This window comes from Streptomyces sp. ID05-26A, from assembly GCF_033794685.1.
GTDB lineage: Bacteria > Actinomycetota > Actinomycetes > Mycobacteriales > Pseudonocardiaceae > Lentzea.
Window position 1 is genome coordinate 1,793,540 of record NZ_JARAYZ010000001.1, and the last position, 22,580, is coordinate 1,816,119.

Below are 22,580 nucleotides of genomic sequence, written 5' to 3' on the forward strand. Positions count from 1 at the left end.
CGCTTCCGTTCCCGAGGTGGAGCAGGCTCTACCTCAGTAGCGAACGTCGCTCTGCAAAAGCGGCGGATAGACACCCGAAGCCTCGCCGTCGACCGTCGTGCCGGCGAACTGCAACATCGCCCGCAACTCCCCGTGCAGGTTCGCCGGATAGTTGAGCTCGGGCCGCGACACCTCATCAAGCCTGGTGACCTGTTCCGCGGTCAACACCACCTCGTCGAGGTTGCTCTCGAGGTGCTCCAGCTTCCGCGCACCGATGATCGGCACCACAGTGCCGCCCCGCTGCCGAAGCCAGGCCAACGACACAGCCGCAGCAGCAACCCCAAGCTCGTCGGCGATTGCGGTCACCACATCGATGACCTCGAACTCCCCGTCGCTGGGCCCCCCGACGAACTTGACCCGCTCCGAGTCGCTGACCTGCACGTTCCTGCGGTATTTGCCGCTGAGGAACCCGTTCTTGAGCGGACTCCAAGGCACCAGCGCCAACCCCAGGTCCCTGCTCATGGGCCCGATCTCCCCCTCAACGGTCCTCGCCAGGAGCGAGTACTCGACCTGCAACGCGATCAACGGCGTCCACCCGCGAAGCAGCGCCATCGTCTGCGCCTGAGCCGTCACCCAAGCAGGCACGTTGGAGAACCCGATGTACCCGACCTTGCCCGATCCCACCAGATCGTCAAGAACCCGCATCGTCTCCTCGACAGGCGTGTTCCGATCCCAGTTGTGCATCCAGTAGAGGTCGAGGTAGTCGGTGCCGAGCCTCCGCAGGGTCTCGTCGAGCTGCCTCTTGACGGCGCCGCGTCCAGCTCCGCCACCGTTTGGGTCGCCAGGATGCATGTTGCAGAAGAACTTGGAGGCCAACACGACCCGGTCCCTGTTCTTCCGGGCCTTGAAGAAGTCGCCGAGAATCTTCTCCGAGTGCCCGTTGGTGTAGAAGTTGGCGGTGTCGATGAAGTTCCCACCACGATCGAGATAAGCCCGAAGGATCTTCTCGGACTCCTCGACACTGCTGCCGGCGGCCCCGGGGTCCTCGCCGAAGGTCATCGCGCCGAGGGCGAAAGGGCTGACGCGGAGGCCGGAGCGGCCCAGGGTGACGTAGTGGTCGAGTGGCATCTTCGTGACTCCTCGGGATCGTTGGCTGACACCTCCAATTCCAGCGCTCGCTCGCCTTGTCCTGGTACTCCGATCCGGCCTGCTTCTTGCCTGATCCTCTTGGGTGTTGTTCGGCGGGCTGGTTCTGACCGTGGTGGTCGTGCGTCAACCGTGAGGTTGGGAACCCGGAGGACATGCGGAGGGGGAGATCGGTAGGCTGTCCCGGCGAGGGCTGCTAGCTCAATTGGCAGAGCAGGAGACTTTTAATCTTCGGGTTCAGGGTTCGAGTCCCTGGCGGCCCACCAAACCCCCAGGTCACAGGCCTGGGGGTTTCACATCTCAAGATCGCTGGCACACCTTTGATGCGCCCTACTCCCTAATTCTCAACTTCCGGGGCCAAGCACCGACCAGACGTCCACGACCAGCGCTGCTGCGACGGGCCGTTGCTCGCGCTGGGCGAAGACGCGTTCCTCGCCACGATCGCCCTGGACTGGGCGCTGTGCCAGCAGTTCCGTGCGTCCCAGTCCGGTAGCGGTGAGCACGGGCGTCCGGGAGCCACAACCGCGTTCCACACCGCACCCAGGAGGTCCGTCGGCAACCGACCAGCGCAGCCGCCGGGTTCGGAGGGCATGCTGGCGGTCATGGATCGTGAGCATGACGTCGTCCTCTTCGGCGCCACCGGGTTCGTCGGGGCACTGACCGCCGAACACCTGGCCAGGTACGCCCCTGCGGGCGTGCGGATCGCGCTGGCTGGGCGGTCGGCGGACAAGCTGGCCGCCACCCGGGCCGGGCTGCCTCCGGCGGCGCGGGAGTGGCCGCTGATCGTCGCCGACTCGCGGGACCCGGCCGGGCTGGCTGCGCTGGCCTCGTCGACGCGGGTGCTGGCCACCACCGTCGGCCCGTACTTGCGCTACGGGTTGCCGGTCGTCGAGGCTTGCGCGCGTGCCGGTACGCACTACGCGGACCTGACCGGTGAGGTGCTGTTCGTCCGCGCCGCGATCGACGCCGTGCACGAACTGGCCCTGGAGTCCGGCGCTCGGATCGTGCACGCCTGCGGCTACGACTCGATCCCGTCCGACCTGGGCACGTTGATGCTGCACGAGCGGGCCGAGGCCGACGGCGCCGGTCAGCTCACCGATGTGCGGCTGGTGGCCACGGCCAGGGGCGGGTTCAGTGGCGGCACGATCGACTCGCTGCGGGCACAGATCGAGGCCTATGAGAGCAACCCAGGTCTTCGGCGCGTCGCCGCAGACCTGCACGCGCTCAGTCCCGACCGCGCCGCCGAGCCGACGCCGGCCCAGCCCCGTGACGCGGGGATGCCCTCCCGAGCCGCCGATGGCTCATGGCAGGCGCCGTTCGTCATGGCCCCGTTCAACACGCGCATCGTGCGACGCAGCAACGCCTTGCTCGACTGGGCCTACGGGCCGGCGCTGCGCTACGGCGAGGTCATGGGCGCAGGGTCGGGCGTCACCGGAGCGCTCATGGCGGCCGGCATCACCGGTGGGTTGGTCGGGCTGGTCGGCGCGATGTCGGTCAAGCCCGTTCGCGGCCTGCTCGACCGGGTGCTGCCCGCACCCGGCACCGGGCCCGGCGAACAGGCCCGCGCGAAGGGCTGGTTCCGCTCGGTGCTGCACGCCACCACCAGTTCGGGGCGCCGCTACCGGGCCACGGTCGCCGGGCCGGGCGATCCCGGCTACGCGGCCACGGCCGTCATGCTCGGGCAGAGCGCCCTCTGCCTGGCCCTGGACGACCTCCCGCAGCGGTCCGGCTCGCTCACACCGGCGACGGCCATGGGCCGTGCCCTGATCGACCGCCTCCGCATCGCCGGACACACCTACGACGTCACGGCCGCCTGACCCATTACTTCGCTCCGCAGGAGCAGAAGGGGCCGACGTTGAACGCCAACGCCGGCCCCTTCTGCTCTGCCATGAACAGACGTCAGTGCACCATCACGTCGCCGGACGACGTGGTCCGGTTCGGCAGCAGGACCGCGGCCACGATCGTTCCCACCGCCAGCACGGTGGCGATCACGAACGCCACCCTCATCCCGCTCAACTGCGCCGAAGCGGCGGCCACGCCGTCGGCCACCAGGGAGCTGGAGCGGGCCGACATCACGGTCACGACCAGAGCGGTGCCGAGGGCCGCCGCCACCTGCTGGAGGGTGCCGAGGATCGAGCTGCCGTGCGGGTACATGTTCGACGGCAGTGCGCCCATGCCCAGGGTGAAGATCGGCGTGAAGGTCGCTGCCAGGCTCACCATCAGCAGAGCGTGCAGGGCCAGGACCTGCCAGTACGGCATGGTCATCGAGACCTGGGTGAAGCCGGCCAGGGACAGGACGATGCCGATGGAACCGGGGACGACCAGTGGGCGGCTGCCCAGGCGGTCGTAGATTCGGCCCACGGTGGGGCCCAGCACGCCCATGGCGAGGCCGCCCGGCATGAGGAGCAGGCCCGTCTGCAACGGGGTGAGGCCCCGCAGGTTCTGCAGGTAGAGGGGCAGCAGGATCATCGAGCCCATCATGGCGAGGAACGCGATGCACATGAGGGCCAGCGCCAGCGCGAAGGTGCGGTGGGTGAGGGTTCGGAGGTCCATCAGCGGGGCGCCGGTTCGCTGCAGTTTGAGCTGGCGGAGCACGAAGAACGCGATGGTGGCCGCGCCTGCCACGACGATGCCGATGCTCGGGCCCAGGTTGGAGTGGCCCTCGCCGAAGAGGCTCAGGCCGTAGACCAGGCCGCCGAAGCCCAGGGTTGCCATGGCTGCCGATGCCCAGTCGAGGGTGCTGACCTGGGGTTCGCCGATGTTGTCGAGGTGGCGGAGGCCGAAGTACGTCACCGCGCCCGCGATCGGGAGGACTGCCACGAAGAGCAGGCGCCAGGAGCCGAGCTGGAGGATCAGGCCTGAGATGGCCGGACCGAGAGCCGGGGCCACCGAGATCGCCAGGGTCACGTTGCCCATCACTCGGCCGCGGTCCTGTTCCGGGACAACGGTCATGAGCGTGGTCATGAGAAGCGGCATCATCACTGCGGTGCCTGCGGCCTGCACGATGCGGCCCAGCAGGAGGATCGTGAACGTCGGCGCTACCGCGGAGAGTGCGGTGCCGGCCAGGAAGACGCCCATGGCGATCGTGTAGCCCTGGCGGGTGGTGACTCGCTGCAGGAACCAGCCGGTGACCGGGATCACCGCGGCCATGGTGAGCATGAACGCCGTCGAGACCCACTGGGCGGCCTGTTCGGTCACGTGCATCGACTCCATCAAGCGTGGAATCGCGTTGATCATCAGGGTCTCGTTGAGGATCACGACGAACGTCGCCAGCACCAGAAGGCGCACCACAAGCGGTGTTTTACCCCCTCGTGTGGTGGGTCGGTCTTGGATCGCAGCAGGCATGTCAGGCCCTCACTCGGTTGCTGGCATCAGGTTCTTCGTGACACCGGAGAAGACCTGCAGCGTCGAAGGAACTCATCGGTACGCCCGAGTCTCCCTCAAAGTCGCGGTGGTCTCATCCGGGTTTTCGGCTTCTACCTGTGCGTCGAACGGGCAGACCTGGAATCGACACGGTGCTCTCTAAGTTTTTCGGCATGGGGTTGATCACGAAGTACGACCTGCCGGGTGTCCAGGTGGCCTTGCTGGCAGGTGGGGAGGTCCAGGGCGAGGCAGCGGACGAGGTGTTCCGGGTCGGGTCGATCACCAAGCTCTGGACGGCGACGCTCGTGCAGCAGTTCGTGGACGAAGGTCAGTTGGACCTCGACCAGCCGGTTCGCCGGCATCTGCCTGGGTTCGACCCGGCTCTCACCGCTCGTCATCTCCTCACGCACATGGGCGGCATCGCGCTCGCGTCGGAGGACCAGGTCGTCCCGCCCGGAACGGTCTTCTCCTACTCCAACAGCGGGTTCGTCGTGCTGGCGCGGCTGGTGGAGGCGGTGAGCGGCCGGCCGTTCGACGACGTGCTGCGCGAACGGCTGGTCGAGCCGCTCGGGTTGCGGACCGTGGTCACCGGGGTCGGTCACGGCACGGCGCCCGGCGCGTCGGACATCGCGATGAACGCGCGGGAGCTGCTCGAGTTCGTGAAGCTGCACCTCGACGACCCGGCACTCGCGGTCCTGCGGGAGGTCCAGGTCGACGCCGTTCCCGACTTCGGCGGCGGGGTCGTCGGGTGGGGGCTCGGGTGGATGCTCTACCGGGACGACGTCGTCGGGCACACCGGGGTGGCGAGGGGGCACAGGGCTTATCTACGCGTGGTACCGGAATCCGGCACTGCGGTGGCCGTGCTGACCGACTGCGCGAACAGCGAACTGCTGGCGCACAAGGTCTTCACCGACCTGTTGACGGACGTCACGACGGAAGCACCGCCCACACCTGCGGAAAACTCCGGGCCGATCGACGCGGCTCGGATGTGCGGCACCTACCGCACTCAGTTTTACGACATCACCCTGGACGAAGAGACCCTGATCTATCAGCCGCGTACGGATCTCGGCCAGAAGAAGAGGGTCGAGGTCGTGCGGCACGGCGACAGCTCCGTCATCACCGTCGAACCCACGAGCGACGGACATCAGGTGTTCTCACTGGTCGGCGAGGACGAGGAAGGACGAGCTCGGTTCCTGCACAACGGGTCGGTGGCCTATCGGGTCTAGGACCACGGGCCGAGAGGGAAGTCGGACCGCAGGCCGATCACGTCCCGTCACAACGGTGACAGCGTCTACGACCATGAGGTTTCCGAACGGGTGGGTTGGTGGCGCGGCGCTGATCGCCGGGCCGGTGCTGTTGCTGGCGGGCACGCTGTTGCGGTCGCCGTTCCACTTCTTCTTCCCCGACCAACTGAGGGCGGCCGCCGAGCATCCCGGGGTGATGCAGGCGGCGTACACCGCATTTTTGGCTGGCAACGTCGTGATGTGGGCGGCGGTCGCGTACCTGGCGCAACGGATCGGCGTCCGAAGTCCCCGGTGGGCGGCCTGGGGCGGGGTGCTGGTGACGGTCGGGCTGTTCGCGCGGACCTTCCACGCCGGGGTCGACCAAGCGGCCTTCAGCGCCACCAGGCACCTGGGCGTCACGCAGGCCACCGAACTGGTCGCGCGCGGGTACGGCGACCTGCACCTGTTCAGCTTCCTGTCCTTCACGATCATGTTCGGCTGGTTCGTGCTGGCGATCGGGGCGTACCGCGGCGAGGTGCTCGGCAAGGTCCGGGCGGTGGCGCTGGCGACCATGGGACTGCTGCCGCTCGGCGTCCTGAAAGGCACCGAGGTGTTGTCGATCGTCGGCACGATCGGGCTGTGCGTTGCCTTGGTGCCGTTGGGAATTCGGACGTTGCGAGCACAGCCGCGACCCACGCGGAAGAACGTGCTGACGGCCGTGCCGATCGCGTTAGGACTCGGGGCGCTCGCGGTGCTGAGCACCATGGGATGAGGCGAACGGCAGCGCGAACCAGAGGCCGGTGAACACGGCGAACGCCAGCGCCCCTACCGCCACGGCAGGCCAGCCGCCGAGGACCACCTCGGCGAGGAGGAGAACGGTGCCGGTCATCGCCAGGGCCAGGAAGGCGAGGCCGGCCAGGGCGAACGTGTTGCCGTGCCGGACCACGTCCTCGCGGCGGCCCTGGCGGAACAGGACCCGGTGCCACGCGGCGGGCGCGGTGAGGAACGCGACCGCCACCGCCGCGCACAGCACCGTGACGAGGTGCGTGACGCGGATGTAGCCGCTGACCGAGGTGTACTTCTCGGTGAAGGCGATGGAGAGCAGGAAACCGAACAGGATCTGCACGCCGGCCTGGGCCACGCGCAGTTCCTGGAGCAGCTCGTTGATGTTGCGGGCGAGTCTGCGCTGATCGGACTCCTCAGCTTCACTCATCACCTGCGCTTACCCGCGTTCCGCCGGTTGAAACGCCGCAAGGGATCAGAGCGTCGCCTGTCAGACCTTGTTGATCACGAAGAAGTCGGTGACGAACGCGACGGGGTCACCCGCGGTGTTGCGGCCGACCCACGTCGGGTAGACGCCATCGCCCCAGCCCGTCGAGAACGCCACTACGTTCAGCCCCGACCGCGGCTCGGTCACGTTCGCCGGGCCACGGCCGCCGCCCACCGCGCCGAGCGCGTCGATCAGGTCGCAGTTGCCCAGTTCGTCGTCGCTGACCAGGCGGTCCAGCACCGAAGCGGCGGCGAGGTCGAAGAACGCGCCGGTGCTCGACTTCACGTCGTACCCGAACTCCGGCATCACCGGCAGCATCGGCACGTGCTCGCCCGGCATCACCGCGGGCCGCCACGAGTACGCGGGCTCGTCGCTGATCGTCACCCTGGCGGCCGCGACCCGATAGCCCTGCCGCTCGTCGGGGACACCGTCGCCGTCGATGTAGGAGACCAGCGAGACCGACACCGGGTACTTGCCCGGCTCGACGGCGTCGGTGAACGCCTCGGCGTCCTCCGGCCACACGACGAACGGGTCTGCCGCCACGAGTCTGCCCGTCGGCAGGGCCAGCTCACCCACCTCTTCGACGGTGATGACCTGCTGTTCGCCGCCACCTGTCGACGTGCCCACCGGCCCGTCGACGAAGAACCGCTCGAACCCGGACCTGATCAGTGCAACCGCCCCCATGAGCTAGGCCACCTCCGACTGCATGTTGGCAGAAGGCCCTGACACCCGATCGGGGTACCGGGGGTGTTCGCCGTGAGTGAAGACCCCAGTTGCCGCAACGAATCCGCTGCCACGCTGGTCAGCATGGGGACGATCGAAGTCGTGCTGGGCGACATCACTCGACAGGAAGTCGACATCATCGTCACGGCGGCGAACGAGTCCCTGCTCGGTGGCGGCGGGGTCGACGGGGCGATCCACCGCGCGGCGGGGCCGCGGCTCGCGGAGGCGGGCTCGAAGCTCGCGCCGTGTGCTCCGGGCAAGGCCGTCGCCACTCCCGCGTTCGACCTCGCGCCGGTCGAGCACGTGATCCACACGGTCGGGCCGGTCTGGGAGGGCGGCTCGCACGGTGAGGACGAGGTGCTGAGGAGCTGCTACGTCGAGTCGTTGCGGCTGGCGGGCGAACTCGGCGCGCTGAGCATCGCGTTCCCGGCCATCGCGACCGGGATCTACGGCTTCCCCGCCGGACGGGCCGCGCGGATCGCGGTCCAGGCGATCCGGTCGCTGCCGATCGTCGACGAGATCCGGCTGGTGGCGTTCGACCAGGAGACGTACGACCTCCTCGCCCGGAGCGTGTGACCGAGGTCTCGACAACGAGGCCATCGCGGTCACTCTCGGTGAAGATCACGGCAGGTCAGTGCCGTAACCTGAAGGGCGTGTCCGTTCCCTCCACGCTGAAGATCGGCCCGTTCGCCGTCGACCCGCCCGTTGTGCTGGCCCCCATGGCCGGCATCACCAACGTGGCGTTCCGGCAGCTGTGCCGTCAGTACGGGGCCGGGCTCTACGTCTGCGAGATGATCACCGCGCGTGCCCTGGTCGAGCGGGACGCGATGACCATGCACATGATCACGTTCGACGAGGGCGAGAGCCCCCGGTCGATGCAGCTCTACGGCGTGGACCCGAAGAACGTCGGCGAGGCCACGAAGATGATCGTGGACGAGAACCTCGCGGACCACATGGACATGAACTTCGGCTGCCCGGTGCCCAAGGTGACGCGCAAGGGTGGTGGCGCCGCGCTGCCGTACAAGCGCGAGCTGTTCCGGCAGATCGTGCGGGCCGCGGTCCGCAACGCCGGGGACATGCCGGTCACCGTCAAGTTCCGCATCGGCATCGACGACGACCACCTCACGTACCTCGACGCTGGCCGCATCGCCCAGGACGAGGGCGCACAGGCCGTGGCACTGCACGCGCGCACTGCGTCGCAGCGGTACTCCGGCAAGGCGGACTGGACGGCCATCGCGCGGCTCAAGGAGGCCGTCACCAGCATTCCGGTGCTGGGCAACGGTGACATCTTCAGCGCCCAGGACGCGCTCGACATGGTCGCCGAGACCGGCTGCGACGGCGTGGTCGTCGGGCGTGGGTGTCTCGGCCGACCGTGGCTCTTCCGCGACCTGCAGGCGGCGTTCCGCGGCGAGCCGATTCCTGAGGGACCGAGCCTCGGTGAGGTCGCCGAGGTCCTGCGCCGGCACGCCCAACTGCTCGCGGCGCACGACGGTGAGCACAAGGGTCTGCGTGACCTGCGCAAGCACATGGCCTGGTACTGGCACGGCTTCCCGGTCGGCGGGGACACGCGCAGGGCGTTCGCGATGGTGTCGAGCCTGCAGGAGCTGGACGACCTCATCGGCACGCTCGACGGGAGCGTGCCGTTCCCCGAGAACGCCGAGGGGCCGCGCGGCAGGCAGGGTTCGTCGGCGAAGGTCGTGCTGCCCGAGGGGTGGCTGGACGACCCCGAGGACGCCACCGTTCCGTCTGGCGCGGACGTGATGCACTCCGGTGGCTAGACGCATCGTGGTCCTCTTCGCCGCGCTCGCGCTTCTCGCGGGCTGTGGCGGGCCGGTCGCGGGCACGGCACGGCCGGTGCAGCTCAGCGACGGCGACCGCGTCAAGTTCAAGGACTACTACGCCCGCGTCAACAAGGCGGGGGACGAGAGCCCGGCGCAGCAGGCGAAGCTCCTCAGGGACACACAGCACCCGGACTTCCGGCAGAAGGCGTGCGACCTGCGCGGCGCGACCATCAGGGTCGACCCGACGTGGACGACGCTGCGCATGGACGCCGACTGGGCACCCCCTGGTGAGAAGGTCCATCCCCGCGGTGACGTCTACGTCGTCGCCGTCACGATCACGCTGCGCCAGCAGGACCAGACGATCGGCAGCCAGATCGGGTCGATGCACGTCGTGCTCCTGGACGACGAGGTGTACGGGTTCGCGCCCTGCCTCGGTGGCTGAACGGGTTGTTGATCTTCCAAGCTCACTGGATCGGAGCAGTTGACGGTCAACCGGACGGGGGAAATCCCGCCCGGACGCGTCCTTCTAGCTCAAGCGCCGCCTCTCCGGGGACGACACCTGGCAGGTAAGGAGGTGACCGCGATGACCGCGATGCGACCCGAGACCGCAGAGACCCAGCAGGCCGACGCCCCAGTCGACAAGCAGGGTCCCGGCCTGGTGGGGCTGCACGAGTCCATCGCGACGTTGCTCGCCTCCCGCGGCCAGTGGCGCCAGGCGTACCAGCACCTGCGTTCCGCGCTCGACCTCGTCCACGCGGACCAGGTCGAGGAGCCGCACGTTCCGGAACAGCTGCGCCGCGAGGTCGAACTGCTGCGCCGGGAGCACGCCGAGGCACGCGAGCAGAGCCTGCGCGACAGCCTCACCGACTCCTACAACCGCCGTTACCTCGACCAACGGCTGATGGACCTGCTGACCGAGCACGGAGCGTGCCGGCACGGGCTCGCCATCGCCCTGATCGACCTGGACTGGTTCAAGCAGGTCAACGACACCTTCGGCCACCTCCTGGGCGACCGGGTGCTGCAGCGCGTGGTCGAACTGCTGCAGCAGGACCTGCCGGAGGGTGCCTTCTGCGCCCGCTACGGCGGCGAGGAGTTCGTGCTCGTGCTGCCCCGTGTCGACGCCTCCAGCGCCGTGGAGGTCGCCGAGGCTGCCCGCGAACGTGTCGAGCGTCACCCCTGGGGGGACGTCGCGCCGGGGCTTCGTGTGACCGTGAGCGCGGGCCTCGCCTACGAGCCCGCCGCGGGCGAGGCGCCGGAACGTCCGGCGGTCAGCGCCGAGCAGCAGTTGCTGCGCGCCGACAGTCTCCTCTACACGGCCAAGCAGTCGGGACGCAACGCGGTGGCGTACCGTGCCGACGGACGGGTTCGCCTCGCAGGAGCTGCCTCGGGCAGGCGTGCGATCACCGAAACACGTGTTCTCGGTTACTACTGAGTGACCTGGCTCACCCGTTCAGGGCAAGCGTCCTACTCGTAATCGCGTACAGATCGCAGCTGTATCACCCGGAGTGGTCGTCAGATCTCGCCTACATCCGTAGTATCGCGGGCGCAACTGACACGCCGGTGATGCAACCCTTGTGTCCCGGTCGTCGTCACTTCGTAATGACGAACCGCTTTTGCTTCTGACCCAGAAGGGAGATTGGGTGCCCGACGACCCCCGACGTGGCGGCCCCTCTTCCCGTGGTGATCAGGATCCCCAGCACGACCAGCCGACCGGCCGTAGACGTCGCTCGATGGAAGGCTCTGGGGGCCTGAGCGTCTCGGAGCTCATCGAGCAGCACAGCAGGACGAACATCCCCCGGCCCGTCCCGCCAGGCTTGCCCGAGGAACCCACGACAGGCAGGCGTGCCCTGCCCGAACCACCGGCGGCCACCGGCAGGCGTGCACTGCCTGATCCCCCGGTCCACCAGCAGCAGCCTCCTCAGGCACCGCGGCAGCAGCCGCCCGCAGCTCACCGGCCTGGTGAGCAGACGGGCACGCGCCCGCGGCCGGAGCAGGCCGCCCCGCAGAACTTCACCGGCGACCCGGCCGGCAGGCGGCGCAGGAACGACGCGCCCGCCGAGCCGAACGGTGCCGGTCAGCGCCCGAGGCCCGCACCCGGTGAGAGCACCGGACCGCGGCCGAGGCCTGCCCAGCCCCCGGCTCAGAACCCCGAGCAGAGCGGCGCCTACCGGGTTCCCGGTGAGCAGACCGGTCAGCGCCCGAGGCCCGACGCGACGGGCATGCAGCGCCGTCCGGTCCCCGGTGAGCAGCCCGGACAGCCCAACGGCGCGGTCCGGCGCCCCGCTCCCCAGAACGGCACCCCGGGCGCCCCGCCGCGCAGGCCCGTCCCCGGCGACGTCCCGTCGTCGAACGGCGTCCCGCGCCCACCGGCTCCCGGTGAGGTCTCCCAGCCCGGCCCGAAGCGCCCGCCTGTTCCGGGTGACGTCGCCGCGAACGGCATGCCCAGGCCGCCGGCTCCCGGCGACCCGCGGCGGATGCCTCCGGGTGACGCGCCTTCGTCGAACGGCGTCCCGCGGCGTCCCGCGCCCGGTGGAGCGCCTGAGGCAGGCCTGCCGAACGGCACGGTCCGCCGACCGGCACCCGAGGCGAACGGGGCACCGCCGCGCAGGCTCATGCCGGGCGACGCACCGTCGTCGAGCGGAATCCCGCGCCCGCCGGTCCCCGGCGAGCCCAACGGCCTCCAGCGTCCCCCCGCGCCAGGAGGGACGCCGGAAGGCCCCGCAGCCGGTGCACCTCGTCGCCTCCTGCCAGGCGACGCACCGTCTTCCGCCGGCATTCCGCGTCCTCCCGTCCCCGGCGAGGGGCCGGAAACCGGCCGCCGCCCCATGCCCCCGAACGGGGACGTGACGGGCCGGCAGCCGATGCCGTCGCGCGCGGAGTCGAGCGGTCCCCGGCCGATGCCCCCCAGGGCGGAGTCGAGTGGTCCGCGTCCGATCCCCGGCGGTCTCGCGAACAGGCTCAACGAGCCCGTGGACGAGCCCAAGGCCGACGCGCCGGGCCCGGAAGCCACCCAGATCGCTCCGGCGGCGGGTGTGGCCAAGGTCGAGAAGCGCGAAGAGATGGACCCGCTGAGCCTCACCACCGAGATGGAGGCGATCGGCGACGACGTGAAGAAGCGTCGCGAGGTCGACCACACTCTCGCGCGGTTCTCCGCGGTGCACGACGAACTGCTCGAGCAGGAGCGCCAGCGCAAGGAACGGCGCGCGAAGCTCATGCCGTGGGTCAAGGAAGGCGACGACGACGATCTCGTCGACGAAGCGACCCAGTACGCCGAACCCGTCGCTGTCAGCGAGGAGGACGGCGAACAGCGTCCCGTCGGCCGCACGCCGCAGCAACGCAAGTTGATGCGCACCGCGCGGATCGGCGCGATCGCCGCCGCGGCCGTCGTGTTCACGTCGACGGGCATCGGCTGGGGCGCCATGAAGTGGGCCGACTCCAAGATCCAGAGGATCGACGCGCTCGGGGGCAACTCCCAGGCCGTGCAGCAGGCCGAGAAGCAGCTCGGTGACGAGAACTTCCTGCTGGTCGGCTCGGACACCAGGGCAGGGGCGAAGGCCGGCGACAACGTCGGCACCCAGGCGCAGGAGGGTGGCGCGCGGTCGGACGTGATCATGCTCGCGCACATCCCCAAGGACCGTAAGCGCATGGTGATCGTGTCGCTGCCGCGTGACGTGCGCGTCGACCGTCCGGCCTGCCGCACCTACAACCCGGACAACGCGCAGTACGCGGGTCCGCTGGCGCCGGCGCAGGGGGTCATGGCGAACTCCGTCTACAACGACGGCGGGCCCGAGTGCGTGGCCAACATGATGACCCAGATGACCGGTCTGAAGATCAACCACTTCGTCAGCATCGACTTCAACGGCTTCCGCGAGATGTCGACGGCGATCGGCGGCGTGGAGATCTGCACGCCGACGAAGATCGTCGACGACGAGCTCGGTGTCGTGATCGACAAGGCCGGCAAGCACGTGCTCAAGGGTGACCAGGCGCTGTCGTACGTCCGCGCCCGCAAGGTCCAGGCCCAGGGCGACAGCGGCACCGACTTCGACCGCATCAAGCGGCAGCAGGGTTTCCTGTCCGCGATGCTGCGCCAGGCGCTGTCCAACGAGGTGCTGCTGAGCCCGACCAAGCTCAACAACTTCATCAACGCGCTCACGAAGTCCACGGTCGGCGACAACATCGACGTCGCCTCACTGCTGGAGCTCGCGAACTCGTTGCAGAGCCTCGAAGCGGGCCGCGTCTCGTTCGTGACGATGCCGCACTGGACCGACGAGGGCCCGACGAAGTCGAACAACGACAACATCGAGCGTCTCAAGGACGACGACATCAAGGCGCTGTTCCAGACGATCATCGACGGAACGCCGCTGCCGCAGGAGAAGACGGCCGACCCGAAACCCGGTGACGCCAACGCTCCCGCTCAGCAGCCCGGCACGCTGGTCGATCCCAAGGAAGTCAGCATCCAGGTGCTCAACGGCGACTCGACGAACGACGGCGCCGTCGGCAGGACTGCGAACCAGTTGCAGCAGCAGGGCTTCAACGTCGTCAAGCGGGGCAACGCCCCGGAGCAGGCGCCGAAGACGATCATCAAGTTCGCCAAGGGCAACGAGAACAAGGCCGCGACGCTCAGGGCCGCGGTGCCCGGTGCGGAACTGGTCGAGTCGGCCGACATGGGCGGCGCGGTCCAGTTGGTGATCGGCAAGGGCTTCGACGAGAAGGTCCAGGCGCCGAAGGCGGGTGGCCAGCAGGGCACCGCGCAGGGACAACCGCAAGGTCAGCCCGGCAACGATCTGTCCATTGTGAACGCGGCACAGGACCCCTGCGCGGCGAAGTGATTCGCCTGGGGTTCACCTCGGGTTCATCCTGGCATGTCGCTGCCGCGATGGTCGGGACGTAGGCTGAGCGCCATGCGCGAGGCCTACCACGACTCTCTAGAAGAGCTCGCCGAACGACTGGCCGACATGACCGGCATGGTCGCCGAGGCGATGCAGAACGCGACCGCAGCCCTGCTGCAGGCGGACCTCGGTCTGGCCGAGCAGGTCATCAGCGGTGACCAGAAGGTCGACGACGTCCGCTCCAGCATCGAGGAGCAGTCGTACGCGCTGCTCGCGTTGCAGGCACCGGTCGCGACCGACCTGCGCACGGTGCTCGCGGTGATCCACGCCGCCGAGAGCGTCGAGCGCATGGGCGACCTGGCGCTGCACGTGGCCAAGGCCGCGCGCCGCCGGCACCCGGCGTCGGCGCTGCCCGAGGACGTTCAGCCGTACTTCAGCGAAATGGGCCAGATCGCGGTCAAGCTCGCGACCGAGGCCGCGGAGATCATCCGCAACAAGGACGTCGACCGCGCGCGTGCCCTCGAGGACGAGGACGACGCGATGGACGACATCCACCGCCACCTGTTCTCCGTGATCATGGACAAGGAGTGGCAGCACGGCGTCGCCGCCGCGGTCGACGTGACGCTGCTCGGCCGCTTCTACGAGCGCTACGGCGACCACGCCGTGTCGGTCGCCAAGCGCACGGTCTTCGTCGTCACCGGCCGGATGCCCGGCTACGGTGGCGACGAGAACCTCTAAAGTCCCTTAACGAAACTGCCCATCGCGTTCGGCGACCAGCTCCGGATCGGCGTAAGCCTCGGAGAACTCGGCGAGCACGGTGGGCAGTTCTTCGTCCCACGTCGCCCGCGCCTCGTCACGCGGCAGGTCCCGCGCGTCGACGGTGAAGTACGCCCACGCCCGCACGATCTCGGGCAGCAGCGCCAGATCCGCGTCGGACACGTGCAGCTTGGCGGCCACGTCGAGGATCAGCACGGCGGTCAGCGACGCCGGTCCGTAGACGACGGGATCGCGGTTCTGTTCCACCGCAGAGGAAGCGACGATCCGCGCGAACGCCCGTGCAGCCTCGACGTCGGCGATTCCGTGCTCCGAGGCCAAGAACGCGTCGACGACCTCGTCCGTCCTTTCCGGACTGATCGTGGGGATCTCGTATTCCGTGGGCACCAGCGTGCTCACACGGGCGTCGGCGAGTGCGATCAGCTGCACGGGGTGGCGCACGTCCTCCTCGCCCATGAGGCCCTCCTCGGCCTCCTCGTCCGGCCCGTCCGCCCAGAACTGCTCGACGTCCGGCCACACGCGGTCGTAGACGTCGCTGGCGCTCAGGGCGGTGATCCCGTCGCGGAACGCGTCGGGCGTGGAGGCGATCATGTCCTCCAGCAGCGCGACGGTGCCCTCGTCCGGCGTCGAGAACAGCTCGATCGCGGTGGCCCCGAGCACCGGCTGGCGCATGAACAGCACGGTCTCGCCGACGCCCGCGCGTTCCTGGGTGATCGCGATGACCTCGACGTCTCCCAGCAGGTTCGTGACGAGGAAGGCGTCGCGGAAGTCCGGGACGGTGCCGGCGACGAACCACGGGGGCTCGGCGACACCGCGGGCCGCGACGACATCGGCGGCGGCGGCCGAGGCGGCCCGGTTTTCCTCGGAGCCCACGCCGGAGAGCGCGCGCAACGCGGTGAGCGCCGCGGGGTCGTCCATCTCCTGCAGCGCCTCGATCAACGGCGCGGTGCCGGATCCGGCGAGCCAGAGCGTCGCGTAGAGCTCGCTGGCCCAGGCGTCCGCGAGCAACCAGGACTCCGAACGCACCGCGGCCGCCGACTCGAGCAACGCCCCGTACGGGGAGTTGTTCTCGGGCCTGCGGCCGGGCGCCTTGCCTTGCTTCTTCTTGCGGGACTTGCTTTGCGGGCTCACCCGCAGCAATTTAGTCCACCCCGCGGATTTGGCCGAACCGGCCGGAGATGTGCTCCTCCGTCAGGCCATCAGGGTGTTGAGCTCACCCGCGAGCTGCGCGGCGATGCGGGCGTTGTCGGCCGGAGCCTGGACCAACCAGTCCTGGCCGTCGGAACCTTTCCTCTTCTGCGTCAGGTAACGACCTTGGTCCGTGTCGAACCACGCGACCTGCGGCGCGCGGAGTTCCCGCCCGTCGCGTTTCCTCGCCACGACGCCGAACTGCCCGACCCTCAGGCGCGGGCGTTCGGAGATCGCTTCCAACGCCCTGGTCTGCGATTCGGCGGGTGACTGGGTGCGCACGCTGCTCAGATAGGAAGAGGCCTGGTAGTCCTCTTCTCGTCCGCGCTTCGGCTGTTCCTTCACCGGCCGCGGAATGCTCAACGACTGTCCTGGGCCTGGTCGCTCGTTCGGCACGAGGTCCACAACGGACCGGATGAGCTGCGGCGCGCGGATCAGGTCGACCTTCATCATGCGGTCGTCCAGCACGGCGAGGGCGGCCTGTTCACCGGCCGCCCCACCTCTCGCGAGCAACTGCACGTCGCGGTCGGGGTCGAACATCGCGATGGCGTTGACCCCGAACTCGAAGCGGACCAGCAAGGTCAGCGCTTCCTCGATCTCCCCCACGACTCGGCCTCGGCGCGCCAGACCGCGGTTGCCCAGTTCGTTGTAGACCGCGTTGCGAATGCTGCGGCGTTCGTCGTCGGTCTGCCCGAAGTAGGGAAAGTCGAACGGGTACGGGCGGCTACCGAGCCTGAGGTCCTCCCAGAGGATGTCGGCAGCCGCGTGGGACAGCGAGAACGAGTACACCGTCACCCACCGATCACCGGCGGCGCGACCATCGTGTTGTCACCGAAGACGTCGTCCGCCTCGACTAGGTAGGACGGAGCCTTGTGCTCGAGGTCGTCGTCGCCCTGCCCCTTGCCGGCGCCTGCACCCATTCCGCCGCCCATGCCACCCGCACCGGAGGGGCCGCCACGTCCCGCGGCACCCGAGCCGGAGGGACCGAACCCTCCCTGCTGGTTGCCCATGACGCCGGCGGAACCGCCGGGCCCGAAGCCCGCCTTGGCCGCCGCTGCTCCGCCGAAGTTGCCAGCCGCGCCAGGACCGCCGCCAGGGCCGCCCCCACGACCGCCGCCGCCTGCGCCACCTCCGGCACCACCGCCAGCGCCGCCGCCGGCCCCGCCCTGACGTCCGCCGCCGGGACCCTGCTGACCGGAGAGACCAGGGCCGGTTCGTCCAGGCAGGCCGGGGCGACCCGGGCCGTTCGGTCCGATGGGAAGCCCTGTGCCGCCAGGGCCGTTGGCGTTGGTCAGGCCGTTCTGGCCCGTCTGGCCGCCCTGCCCTCCTGGCTGGTACGTCGACCCACCGGGACCGACCTGCGACAGGTTCGTCGAGCCGTTGTCACCGCCCTGTCCCACTCCGCTCGGCGGGGTGTAGCCGCCCGGCGGGGTGTTCGGCCGGCTCGGGGGAGGGCTGAAGGGCGGGGGTGGGGGCGTGGGAGGAGGCGTGGGCGGGGGCGTGGGACCGCCGCTGTCCGCCACGGTGGGCGGCGCCGCGAACGCGGGCATCGTGGCACTCGACTGCTGGAAGCTGCTCGACATGGTCGACATGACCTGAGCGGCGTCCTCGTGGGCCTTCTGCTTCTCGTCGAACTTCGCCTGGATCTTGTCGACCGTGTCGGCCACCTCCCAGGGAGGAGCGGAGAAGAAGTCCCTCAACGCGTCCTTGGTGCTGTACTGAACCGGCGCCGGCATGCTGTGCTTCGCCAGGCTCGCGGCCTGCTCCTGCTGGGAGAGCTGGTTACCGGTGAGCTGCGCGGCCTGAGCCGCGTTGCCCGACCACGCGGCAACGTTGGTGAAGTACCCCTGCGCCTTGCTCGCCGCCACACCGTCCCAGGAGTCGCCCGCGACCGTGGTCGCGTTCTGCAGGTCGGCCTGCAGGGTGGCCAGCGTGTTGCCGATCCGGTTGAACGCGGCCCCCTGGGCGTTCGCCGTGCCGGGCTCCATGTTGTCCGTGACCATGGCCTTGAGCTGGTCGTGCGGATAGCCCATGTAGTACGAGCACGCACTGCTCATCGGCGGCCGGTACGTCTCGACCTGCTGCCGGAGTTCGCGGTTCTGGTCCTCGCGGTACTGGTTCGCCTGCGCCTTGTACTTGAAGTAGTCGGCGATGCTGTTGAACTGACCGAAGAAGCCGGGGTCGTTCTTCCGCCCCTCTTCCCACTCCCGCATCAGCTCGGCTTCGCGGTCCCCGGCGTAGGTGGACTGCCGCGCCTGGCTGTTCGGCTGCGGCGCGCTCTGCGGACCAGTCGTCGCATTCGGATACGTCATGGCTCCCCCTCCGAACTACGGCAGATTCGGCTCGATCGCCTCGGCGACGCTCTGCGACGCCGCGCAGGACCCTTCCAGGCCAGGACCACTTGAATTGACGTCAACGCGTGAAGTAGCCGTTAGGCCGATAGAGACCGCACACGAAAAAGAAGAAAGCGTCTTCTTGATCAGCTTGGCCTCATGCGTTCCCACCTTGATGTCAGATGGCTCCGAGTTCGGCCCCAGCACATAGTCTTTGAGGCCCTGAGTCGCATAGGTACCGAGCCTGACAAGCGTACGATCCTCAGTGCGCCACTGGCAGCTGTTCGCATCCACTTTTTCCGCAGCCGTCAGTTTGAGCCTGGCCACATCAGCCGCCTTCAACAGCGAACACGGGTCGACGTTCGCAATGCCGCTGCCGCTGTTACTGGACGACGAGGCAGGCGAACTCGCGGTGGTCGCCGATGGCGTGTCTCCAGGAGTCGCCTTGCCAGGTTCTTCGCTGGAGCACCCAGAGAGCGCGAGCCCGAGAACAGCGACCGGCAAGACAACGCGTAGCTTCAAAATCATGATCACCAGTGGCTTTCAGTCGGTGTTCCGGAAGGAGCTCGCGTTACTGCTGTCGACATTCTCATATGTCTGAAGAACCGTCTTCATCGCCGCAAGCGCGTCATCAAGCGCAGTCTTCAACTGCTCGATCGCGGGAACGATACCTGTAGTTCCCGCCCCACCCGTGGCGCCTTCATGGTTGTACCTGCTCAGCGTCTTTCCATCCGGACTCGTACCGAGCTTTGTCTCTTGAACAACATCGTTCAAGTCCTGGTCCATGGCGTAGACGTCGTCCAACGCTCGCTGGATGGCGGCGACGTAGGCCTTGGCGCCTTCCTGGCTGACCTTGAACCCGCCCGACGAGGCCGCGTCCTTCAAGCCCCGCATGCTTTCGGTCATCGACTGCATCGACGCCTGGCTCCACGCGCCGTCCGCTGGCCGCACGACTACCCCCTGTGCTCACACGCTCCCGGACAGGACCGTACCGCCATCTGGCGGGGTCTGTCCCGGCTATGACGACACAAGTACCGGTGTGGGTTTCACCAATCAAGGAAGTCCACGCGATAACGACTACTACTGCCGGTTCGAATTCCAACCGAGGCCAGGGAAACGAAAACCGGCCTGGGCGTGCATGCCCAGGCCGGTTGACAGCTCTGCACGAGCCTCGCGCCGCGGATTTAGCCGAACCGGCCCGAGATGTAGTCCTCGGTCGCCTTCTGGGTGGGGTTGGAGAAGATCTTCTCCGTGTCGTCCACCTCGATCAGCTGCCCCGGCTGACCGACACCCAGCAGGTTGAAGAACGCGGTCTGGTCCGACACACGCGCGGCCTGCTGCATGTTGTGAGTCACGATGACGATCGTGTACTCCTTCTTCAGTTCCGTGATCAGGTCCTCGATCGCCAGCGTGGAGATCGGGTCCAGGGCCGAGCAGGGCTCGTCCATGAGCAGCACGTCGGGCTGCACCGCGATGGCACGCGCGATGCACAGACGCTGCTGCTGACCACCGGAGAGACCGCCGCCCGGCTTGTCGAGCCGGTCCTTGACCTCGTTCCAGAGGTTGGCGCCGCGCAACGAGCGCTCCGCCACCTCGTCGAGCTTCTTCTTGTCCTTCACACCCGAGAGCCGCAGGCCCGCCACCACGTTGTCGCGGATGGACATCGTGGGGAACGGGTTGGGGCGCTGGAACACCATGCCGATGGTGCGGCGCACCTCGACCGGGTCCACGGTGGACGTGTAGATGTCCTCGCCGTCGAGCAGCACCTTGCCCTCGACGCGGGCGCCGGGGGCTACCTCGTGCATGCGGTTGAGCGACCGGAGCACGGTCGACTTGCCGCAACCCGAGGGGCCGATGAACGCGGTGACGTTCTTCGGCGGCACCGCGAGCGAGACGTTCTCCACGGCGTGGAACTTGCCGTAGAAGAGGTTCAGGTCCTTGATGTCGAGTCGCTTGGCCATGTCCGCCCGCTCACTTCGTCTTCGGCGCCAGCGCCCGCGAGATCACGGTCGCCAGGAGGTTGAACAGGGTGATGAGGACGACGAGGGTGATCGCCGCGCCCCAGATGCGGTCGAAGCCCGCCGCCGTCGGGTTGTTCCGCTCGTTCACCATCATCAACGGCAGCGACGCCATCGGGCCGTCGAAGAGGTTGTAGTTGATGAACGGCGCGTACGCGGCGAGCACCAGCACCGGCGCGGTCTCGCCCATGACGCGGGCGAGCGCCAGCATGATGCCGGTCAGGATGCCGGACAGCGCGGTCGGGATGACGATCTTGACGATCGTCTTCCACTTCGGGATGCCCAGCGCGTACGAGGCTTCGCGCAGTTCGTCCGGGACGATCTTGAGCATCTCCTCGGTCGTGCGCACGATGACCGGCACCATCAGCAGCACCAGGGCGAGCGACACGGCGAGCGCACTGCGGCCGAGGCCGAAGTACGTGATCCACACGGTGTAGACGAAGAGCGCCGCGACGATCGACGGGACGCCGGTGAGGATGTCGACCATGAACGTCGTGGCCTTCGCCAGCTTCGAGCGGCCGCCGTACTCGACGAGGTAGATGGCGATCATGATGCCGATCGGCACCGAGATCACGGCGCAGACGAGGCCTTGGACCAGCGTGCCGTAGATCGCGTGGTACGCGCCGCCACCCTGCTGGCGAGCCAGCAGGCCGGACATCGACTTCTGCCACCAGTCACCGTCGAGGATGACCGGGAATCCGCGCTGGATCACGGTGTACAGCACCCACACCAGCGGGATGATCGCGATCAGGAACGCGCCCCACACGAGCGCGGTGGCGATGCCGTTCTTGATCTGGCGGGAGGTGCTGACCTTCTGGAACGTCGGCGGCGTCGCGAGGCGCGTGGGGTCCGCGAGGTTGGTGCTCACTCGTACTCCTTGTGGCCGGCGACGATCGAGCGCGCGATGGCGTTCACGACGAAGGTCAGCACGAACAGCACCAGACCGGCGGCGATGTAGGCGCCTGCCGAGCGCGGGTCGTTGAACTCGGGTGCGGCCAGCGCGATCTTCGAGGCGAACGTCGAGCCGCCGTCGAACAGCGACCAGCCGAACGACTGGGTGGCGGTGCTCAGGATGATCGCGACGGCGATGGTCTCACCCAGCGCGCGGCCGAGGCCGAGCATCGAGGCGCTGACGTAACCCGCCTTGCCGAACGGCAGGACGGTCGTGCGGACGACCTCCCACTTGGTCGCGCCGAGCGCGATCGCGCCCTCGACGTGCATCGTGGGCGTGCGCTCGAAGACCTCGCGGCTGACGGCCGTGATGATCGGCAGGATCATCACCGCGACGACGATGCCCGCGGTGAAGATGGTGCCGCCGAGCTGCACGTTCACGTTGCCCTTGGCGAAGATCGGGATCCAGCCGAGGTGCTCGATCACCCACTCCGAGAACGGGAAGAGCACGGGGCCGAGCACGAACAGGCCCCAGAGGCCGAAGACGATCGACGGCACGGCCGCCAGCAGGTCGATGACGTAGGCGAACGGCCGGGCGAGGTTGCGCGGCGCGTACTGCGTGAGGAACAGCGCGATGCCCAGCGCGATCGGCATGGCGATCAGCAGGGCCAGCACCGCGACCACGACGGTGACGAGCGTCAGGTCGAGGATGCCGAACCGCAGGTTCGTCGGGTCGGTGGTGTTCCACTCACGGCTGGTGAGGAAGTTGACGTTGTCCAGTCCGAGCGACGGGATGGCCTGCAGGATCAGGAACAGGCCGATCGCGCCGATGAGGACGACGATGAAGACACCGGACCCCGTCGCCAGGCCCCGGAAGATGCGGTCGCCAGGCCGGACGTGAGGTGCCTTGGTCGTTACTGGAGCTTCCGGTGTCGGGGGAATCGGAGCCTCCGAGGCGTGGGGAGCAGCCGCGACGCCCCGCTCCGCACCGGTGTCACCGGGGCGGGCGGGGCGCTTGGCCACGACGGGATCGTTCATCGCGTCAGCGTTGGCCGAAGTCTC

General features: G+C 68.5%; 21 protein-coding genes and 1 tRNA gene. 10 read left to right on the top strand and 12 right to left on the bottom strand.

Going from position 1 to position 22,580, the window contains the following annotated elements; translation table 11 throughout:
- Positions 1 to 33 precede the first annotated feature (33 nt).
- On the bottom strand, positions 34 to 1,038 hold the full coding sequence (locus PV646_RS08815; RefSeq protein WP_500340937.1) for an aldo/keto reductase: 1,005 nt from the start codon (positions 1,036 to 1,038) through the stop codon (positions 34 to 36).
- Positions 1,039 to 1,315: 277 nt separating this feature from the next.
- On the opposite strand from PV646_RS08815, the gene PV646_RS08820 reads away from it, so the two are divergent.
- Positions 1,316 to 1,391, top strand: a tRNA-Lys gene (locus PV646_RS08820).
- Between the two features lie 336 nt (positions 1,392 to 1,727).
- Positions 1,728 to 2,942, top strand: a complete 1,215-nt coding sequence (locus PV646_RS08825; protein ID WP_500340938.1) for a saccharopine dehydrogenase family protein — start codon at positions 1,728 to 1,730, stop codon at positions 2,940 to 2,942.
- An 82-nt stretch (positions 2,943 to 3,024) separates the two neighbouring features.
- Here the strand turns inward: PV646_RS08825 and PV646_RS08830 are convergent, their stop codons facing one another.
- Positions 3,025 to 4,416 (bottom strand): MDR family MFS transporter, encoded by a 1,392-nt coding sequence (locus PV646_RS08830; RefSeq protein ID WP_500340939.1) that lies wholly within the window; start codon positions 4,414 to 4,416, stop codon positions 3,025 to 3,027.
- Positions 4,417 to 4,661: 245 nt separating this feature from the next.
- Between PV646_RS08830 and PV646_RS08835 the strand changes: the two genes are divergently transcribed.
- Together PV646_RS08835 and PV646_RS08840 are read left to right on the top strand one after the other, a co-directional pair.
- Entirely contained in the window at positions 4,662 to 5,714 is a 1,053-nt protein-coding gene (locus PV646_RS08835; RefSeq protein ID WP_500340940.1) for a serine hydrolase domain-containing protein, read from the top strand.
- A gap of 73 nt (positions 5,715 to 5,787) precedes the next feature.
- Positions 5,788 to 6,483 (top strand): hypothetical protein, encoded by a 696-nt coding sequence (locus tag PV646_RS08840; protein ID WP_500340941.1) that lies wholly within the window; start codon positions 5,788 to 5,790, stop codon positions 6,481 to 6,483.
- Here the strand turns inward: PV646_RS08840 and PV646_RS08845 are convergent.
- Entirely contained in the window at positions 6,442 to 6,924 is a 483-nt protein-coding gene (locus PV646_RS08845; RefSeq protein WP_500340942.1) for a DUF6328 family protein, read from the bottom strand. The two genes, PV646_RS08840 and PV646_RS08845, sit on opposite strands and share 42 nt — an antisense overlap.
- Before the next feature lie 60 nt (positions 6,925 to 6,984).
- Positions 6,985 to 7,665, bottom strand: a complete 681-nt coding sequence (locus tag PV646_RS08850) for a DUF4241 domain-containing protein (protein WP_500340943.1) — start codon at positions 7,663 to 7,665, stop codon at positions 6,985 to 6,987.
- Positions 7,666 to 7,788: 123 nt separating this feature from the next.
- On the opposite strand from PV646_RS08850, the gene PV646_RS08855 reads away from it, so the two are divergent.
- The 6 genes from PV646_RS08855 to phoU all read left to right on the top strand — a co-directional run bounded on the left by PV646_RS08855 (position 7,789) and on the right by phoU (position 15,052).
- Entirely contained in the window at positions 7,789 to 8,280 is a 492-nt protein-coding gene (locus tag PV646_RS08855) for a macro domain-containing protein (protein WP_500340944.1), read from the top strand.
- Between the two features lie 77 nt (positions 8,281 to 8,357).
- On the top strand, positions 8,358 to 9,482 hold the full coding sequence (gene dusB, locus PV646_RS08860; RefSeq protein WP_500340945.1) for a tRNA dihydrouridine synthase DusB: 1,125 nt from the start codon (positions 8,358 to 8,360) through the stop codon (positions 9,480 to 9,482).
- Positions 9,475 to 9,927, top strand: a complete 453-nt coding sequence (locus PV646_RS08865) for a hypothetical protein (protein WP_500340946.1) — start codon at positions 9,475 to 9,477, stop codon at positions 9,925 to 9,927. The genes dusB and PV646_RS08865 overlap by 8 nt, the downstream gene beginning before the upstream one ends.
- A gap of 141 nt (positions 9,928 to 10,068) precedes the next feature.
- Positions 10,069 to 10,917, top strand: coding sequence for a GGDEF domain-containing protein (locus tag PV646_RS08870; protein WP_500340947.1), 849 nt, complete (start codon positions 10,069 to 10,071; stop codon positions 10,915 to 10,917).
- Positions 10,918 to 11,215: 298 nt separating this feature from the next.
- Positions 11,216 to 14,314 carry an LCP family protein gene (locus tag PV646_RS08875; protein WP_500340948.1) on the top strand — a complete coding sequence of 1,033 codons (3,099 nt, stop codon included), beginning with the start codon at positions 11,216 to 11,218 and terminating at the stop codon, positions 14,312 to 14,314.
- 72 nt (positions 14,315 to 14,386) lie between these two features.
- A complete protein-coding gene (gene phoU, locus PV646_RS08880) occupies positions 14,387 to 15,052 on the top strand; it encodes a phosphate signaling complex protein PhoU (RefSeq protein ID WP_500340949.1) in 666 nt (221 codons plus the stop codon).
- Between the two features lie 6 nt (positions 15,053 to 15,058).
- On the opposite strand, the gene PV646_RS08885 is transcribed toward phoU, so the two are convergent.
- The 8 genes from PV646_RS08885 to pstC all read right to left on the bottom strand — a co-directional run bounded on the left by PV646_RS08885 (position 15,059) and on the right by pstC (position 22,556).
- Complete coding sequence (locus tag PV646_RS08885) at positions 15,059 to 16,219, bottom strand: hypothetical protein (protein WP_500340950.1); 1,161 nt, start codon at positions 16,217 to 16,219, stop codon at positions 15,059 to 15,061.
- Positions 16,220 to 16,279: 60 nt separating this feature from the next.
- Positions 16,280 to 17,071 carry an ESX secretion-associated protein EspG gene (locus tag PV646_RS08890; RefSeq protein WP_500340951.1) on the bottom strand — a complete coding sequence of 264 codons (792 nt, stop codon included), beginning with the start codon at positions 17,069 to 17,071 and terminating at the stop codon, positions 16,280 to 16,282.
- The gene (locus PV646_RS08895) at positions 17,068 to 18,588 is read right to left on the bottom strand and encodes a hypothetical protein (protein WP_500340952.1); all 1,521 of its coding nucleotides are present in this window, start codon (positions 18,586 to 18,588) and stop codon (positions 17,068 to 17,070) included. The genes PV646_RS08890 and PV646_RS08895 overlap by 4 nt, the downstream gene beginning before the upstream one ends.
- 15 nt (positions 18,589 to 18,603) lie before the next feature.
- Positions 18,604 to 19,137 (bottom strand): DUF3558 family protein, encoded by a 534-nt coding sequence (locus PV646_RS08900; RefSeq protein ID WP_500340953.1) that lies wholly within the window; start codon positions 19,135 to 19,137, stop codon positions 18,604 to 18,606.
- Positions 19,138 to 19,152: 15 nt separating this feature from the next.
- Entirely contained in the window at positions 19,153 to 19,515 is a 363-nt protein-coding gene (locus PV646_RS08905) for a hypothetical protein (protein ID WP_500340954.1), read from the bottom strand.
- A gap of 278 nt (positions 19,516 to 19,793) precedes the next feature.
- Positions 19,794 to 20,570 carry a phosphate ABC transporter ATP-binding protein PstB gene (gene pstB / locus PV646_RS08910; protein WP_500340955.1) on the bottom strand — a complete coding sequence of 259 codons (777 nt, stop codon included), beginning with the start codon at positions 20,568 to 20,570 and terminating at the stop codon, positions 19,794 to 19,796.
- Between the two features lie 10 nt (positions 20,571 to 20,580).
- Positions 20,581 to 21,495 carry a phosphate ABC transporter permease PstA gene (pstA, locus tag PV646_RS08915; protein ID WP_500340956.1) on the bottom strand — a complete coding sequence of 305 codons (915 nt, stop codon included), beginning with the start codon at positions 21,493 to 21,495 and terminating at the stop codon, positions 20,581 to 20,583.
- Positions 21,492 to 22,556 (bottom strand): phosphate ABC transporter permease subunit PstC, encoded by a 1,065-nt coding sequence (gene pstC, locus PV646_RS08920; protein WP_500340957.1) that lies wholly within the window; start codon positions 22,554 to 22,556, stop codon positions 21,492 to 21,494. Before pstC ends, pstA begins: the two co-directional genes overlap by 4 nt.
- Positions 22,557 to 22,580 lie beyond the last annotated feature (24 nt).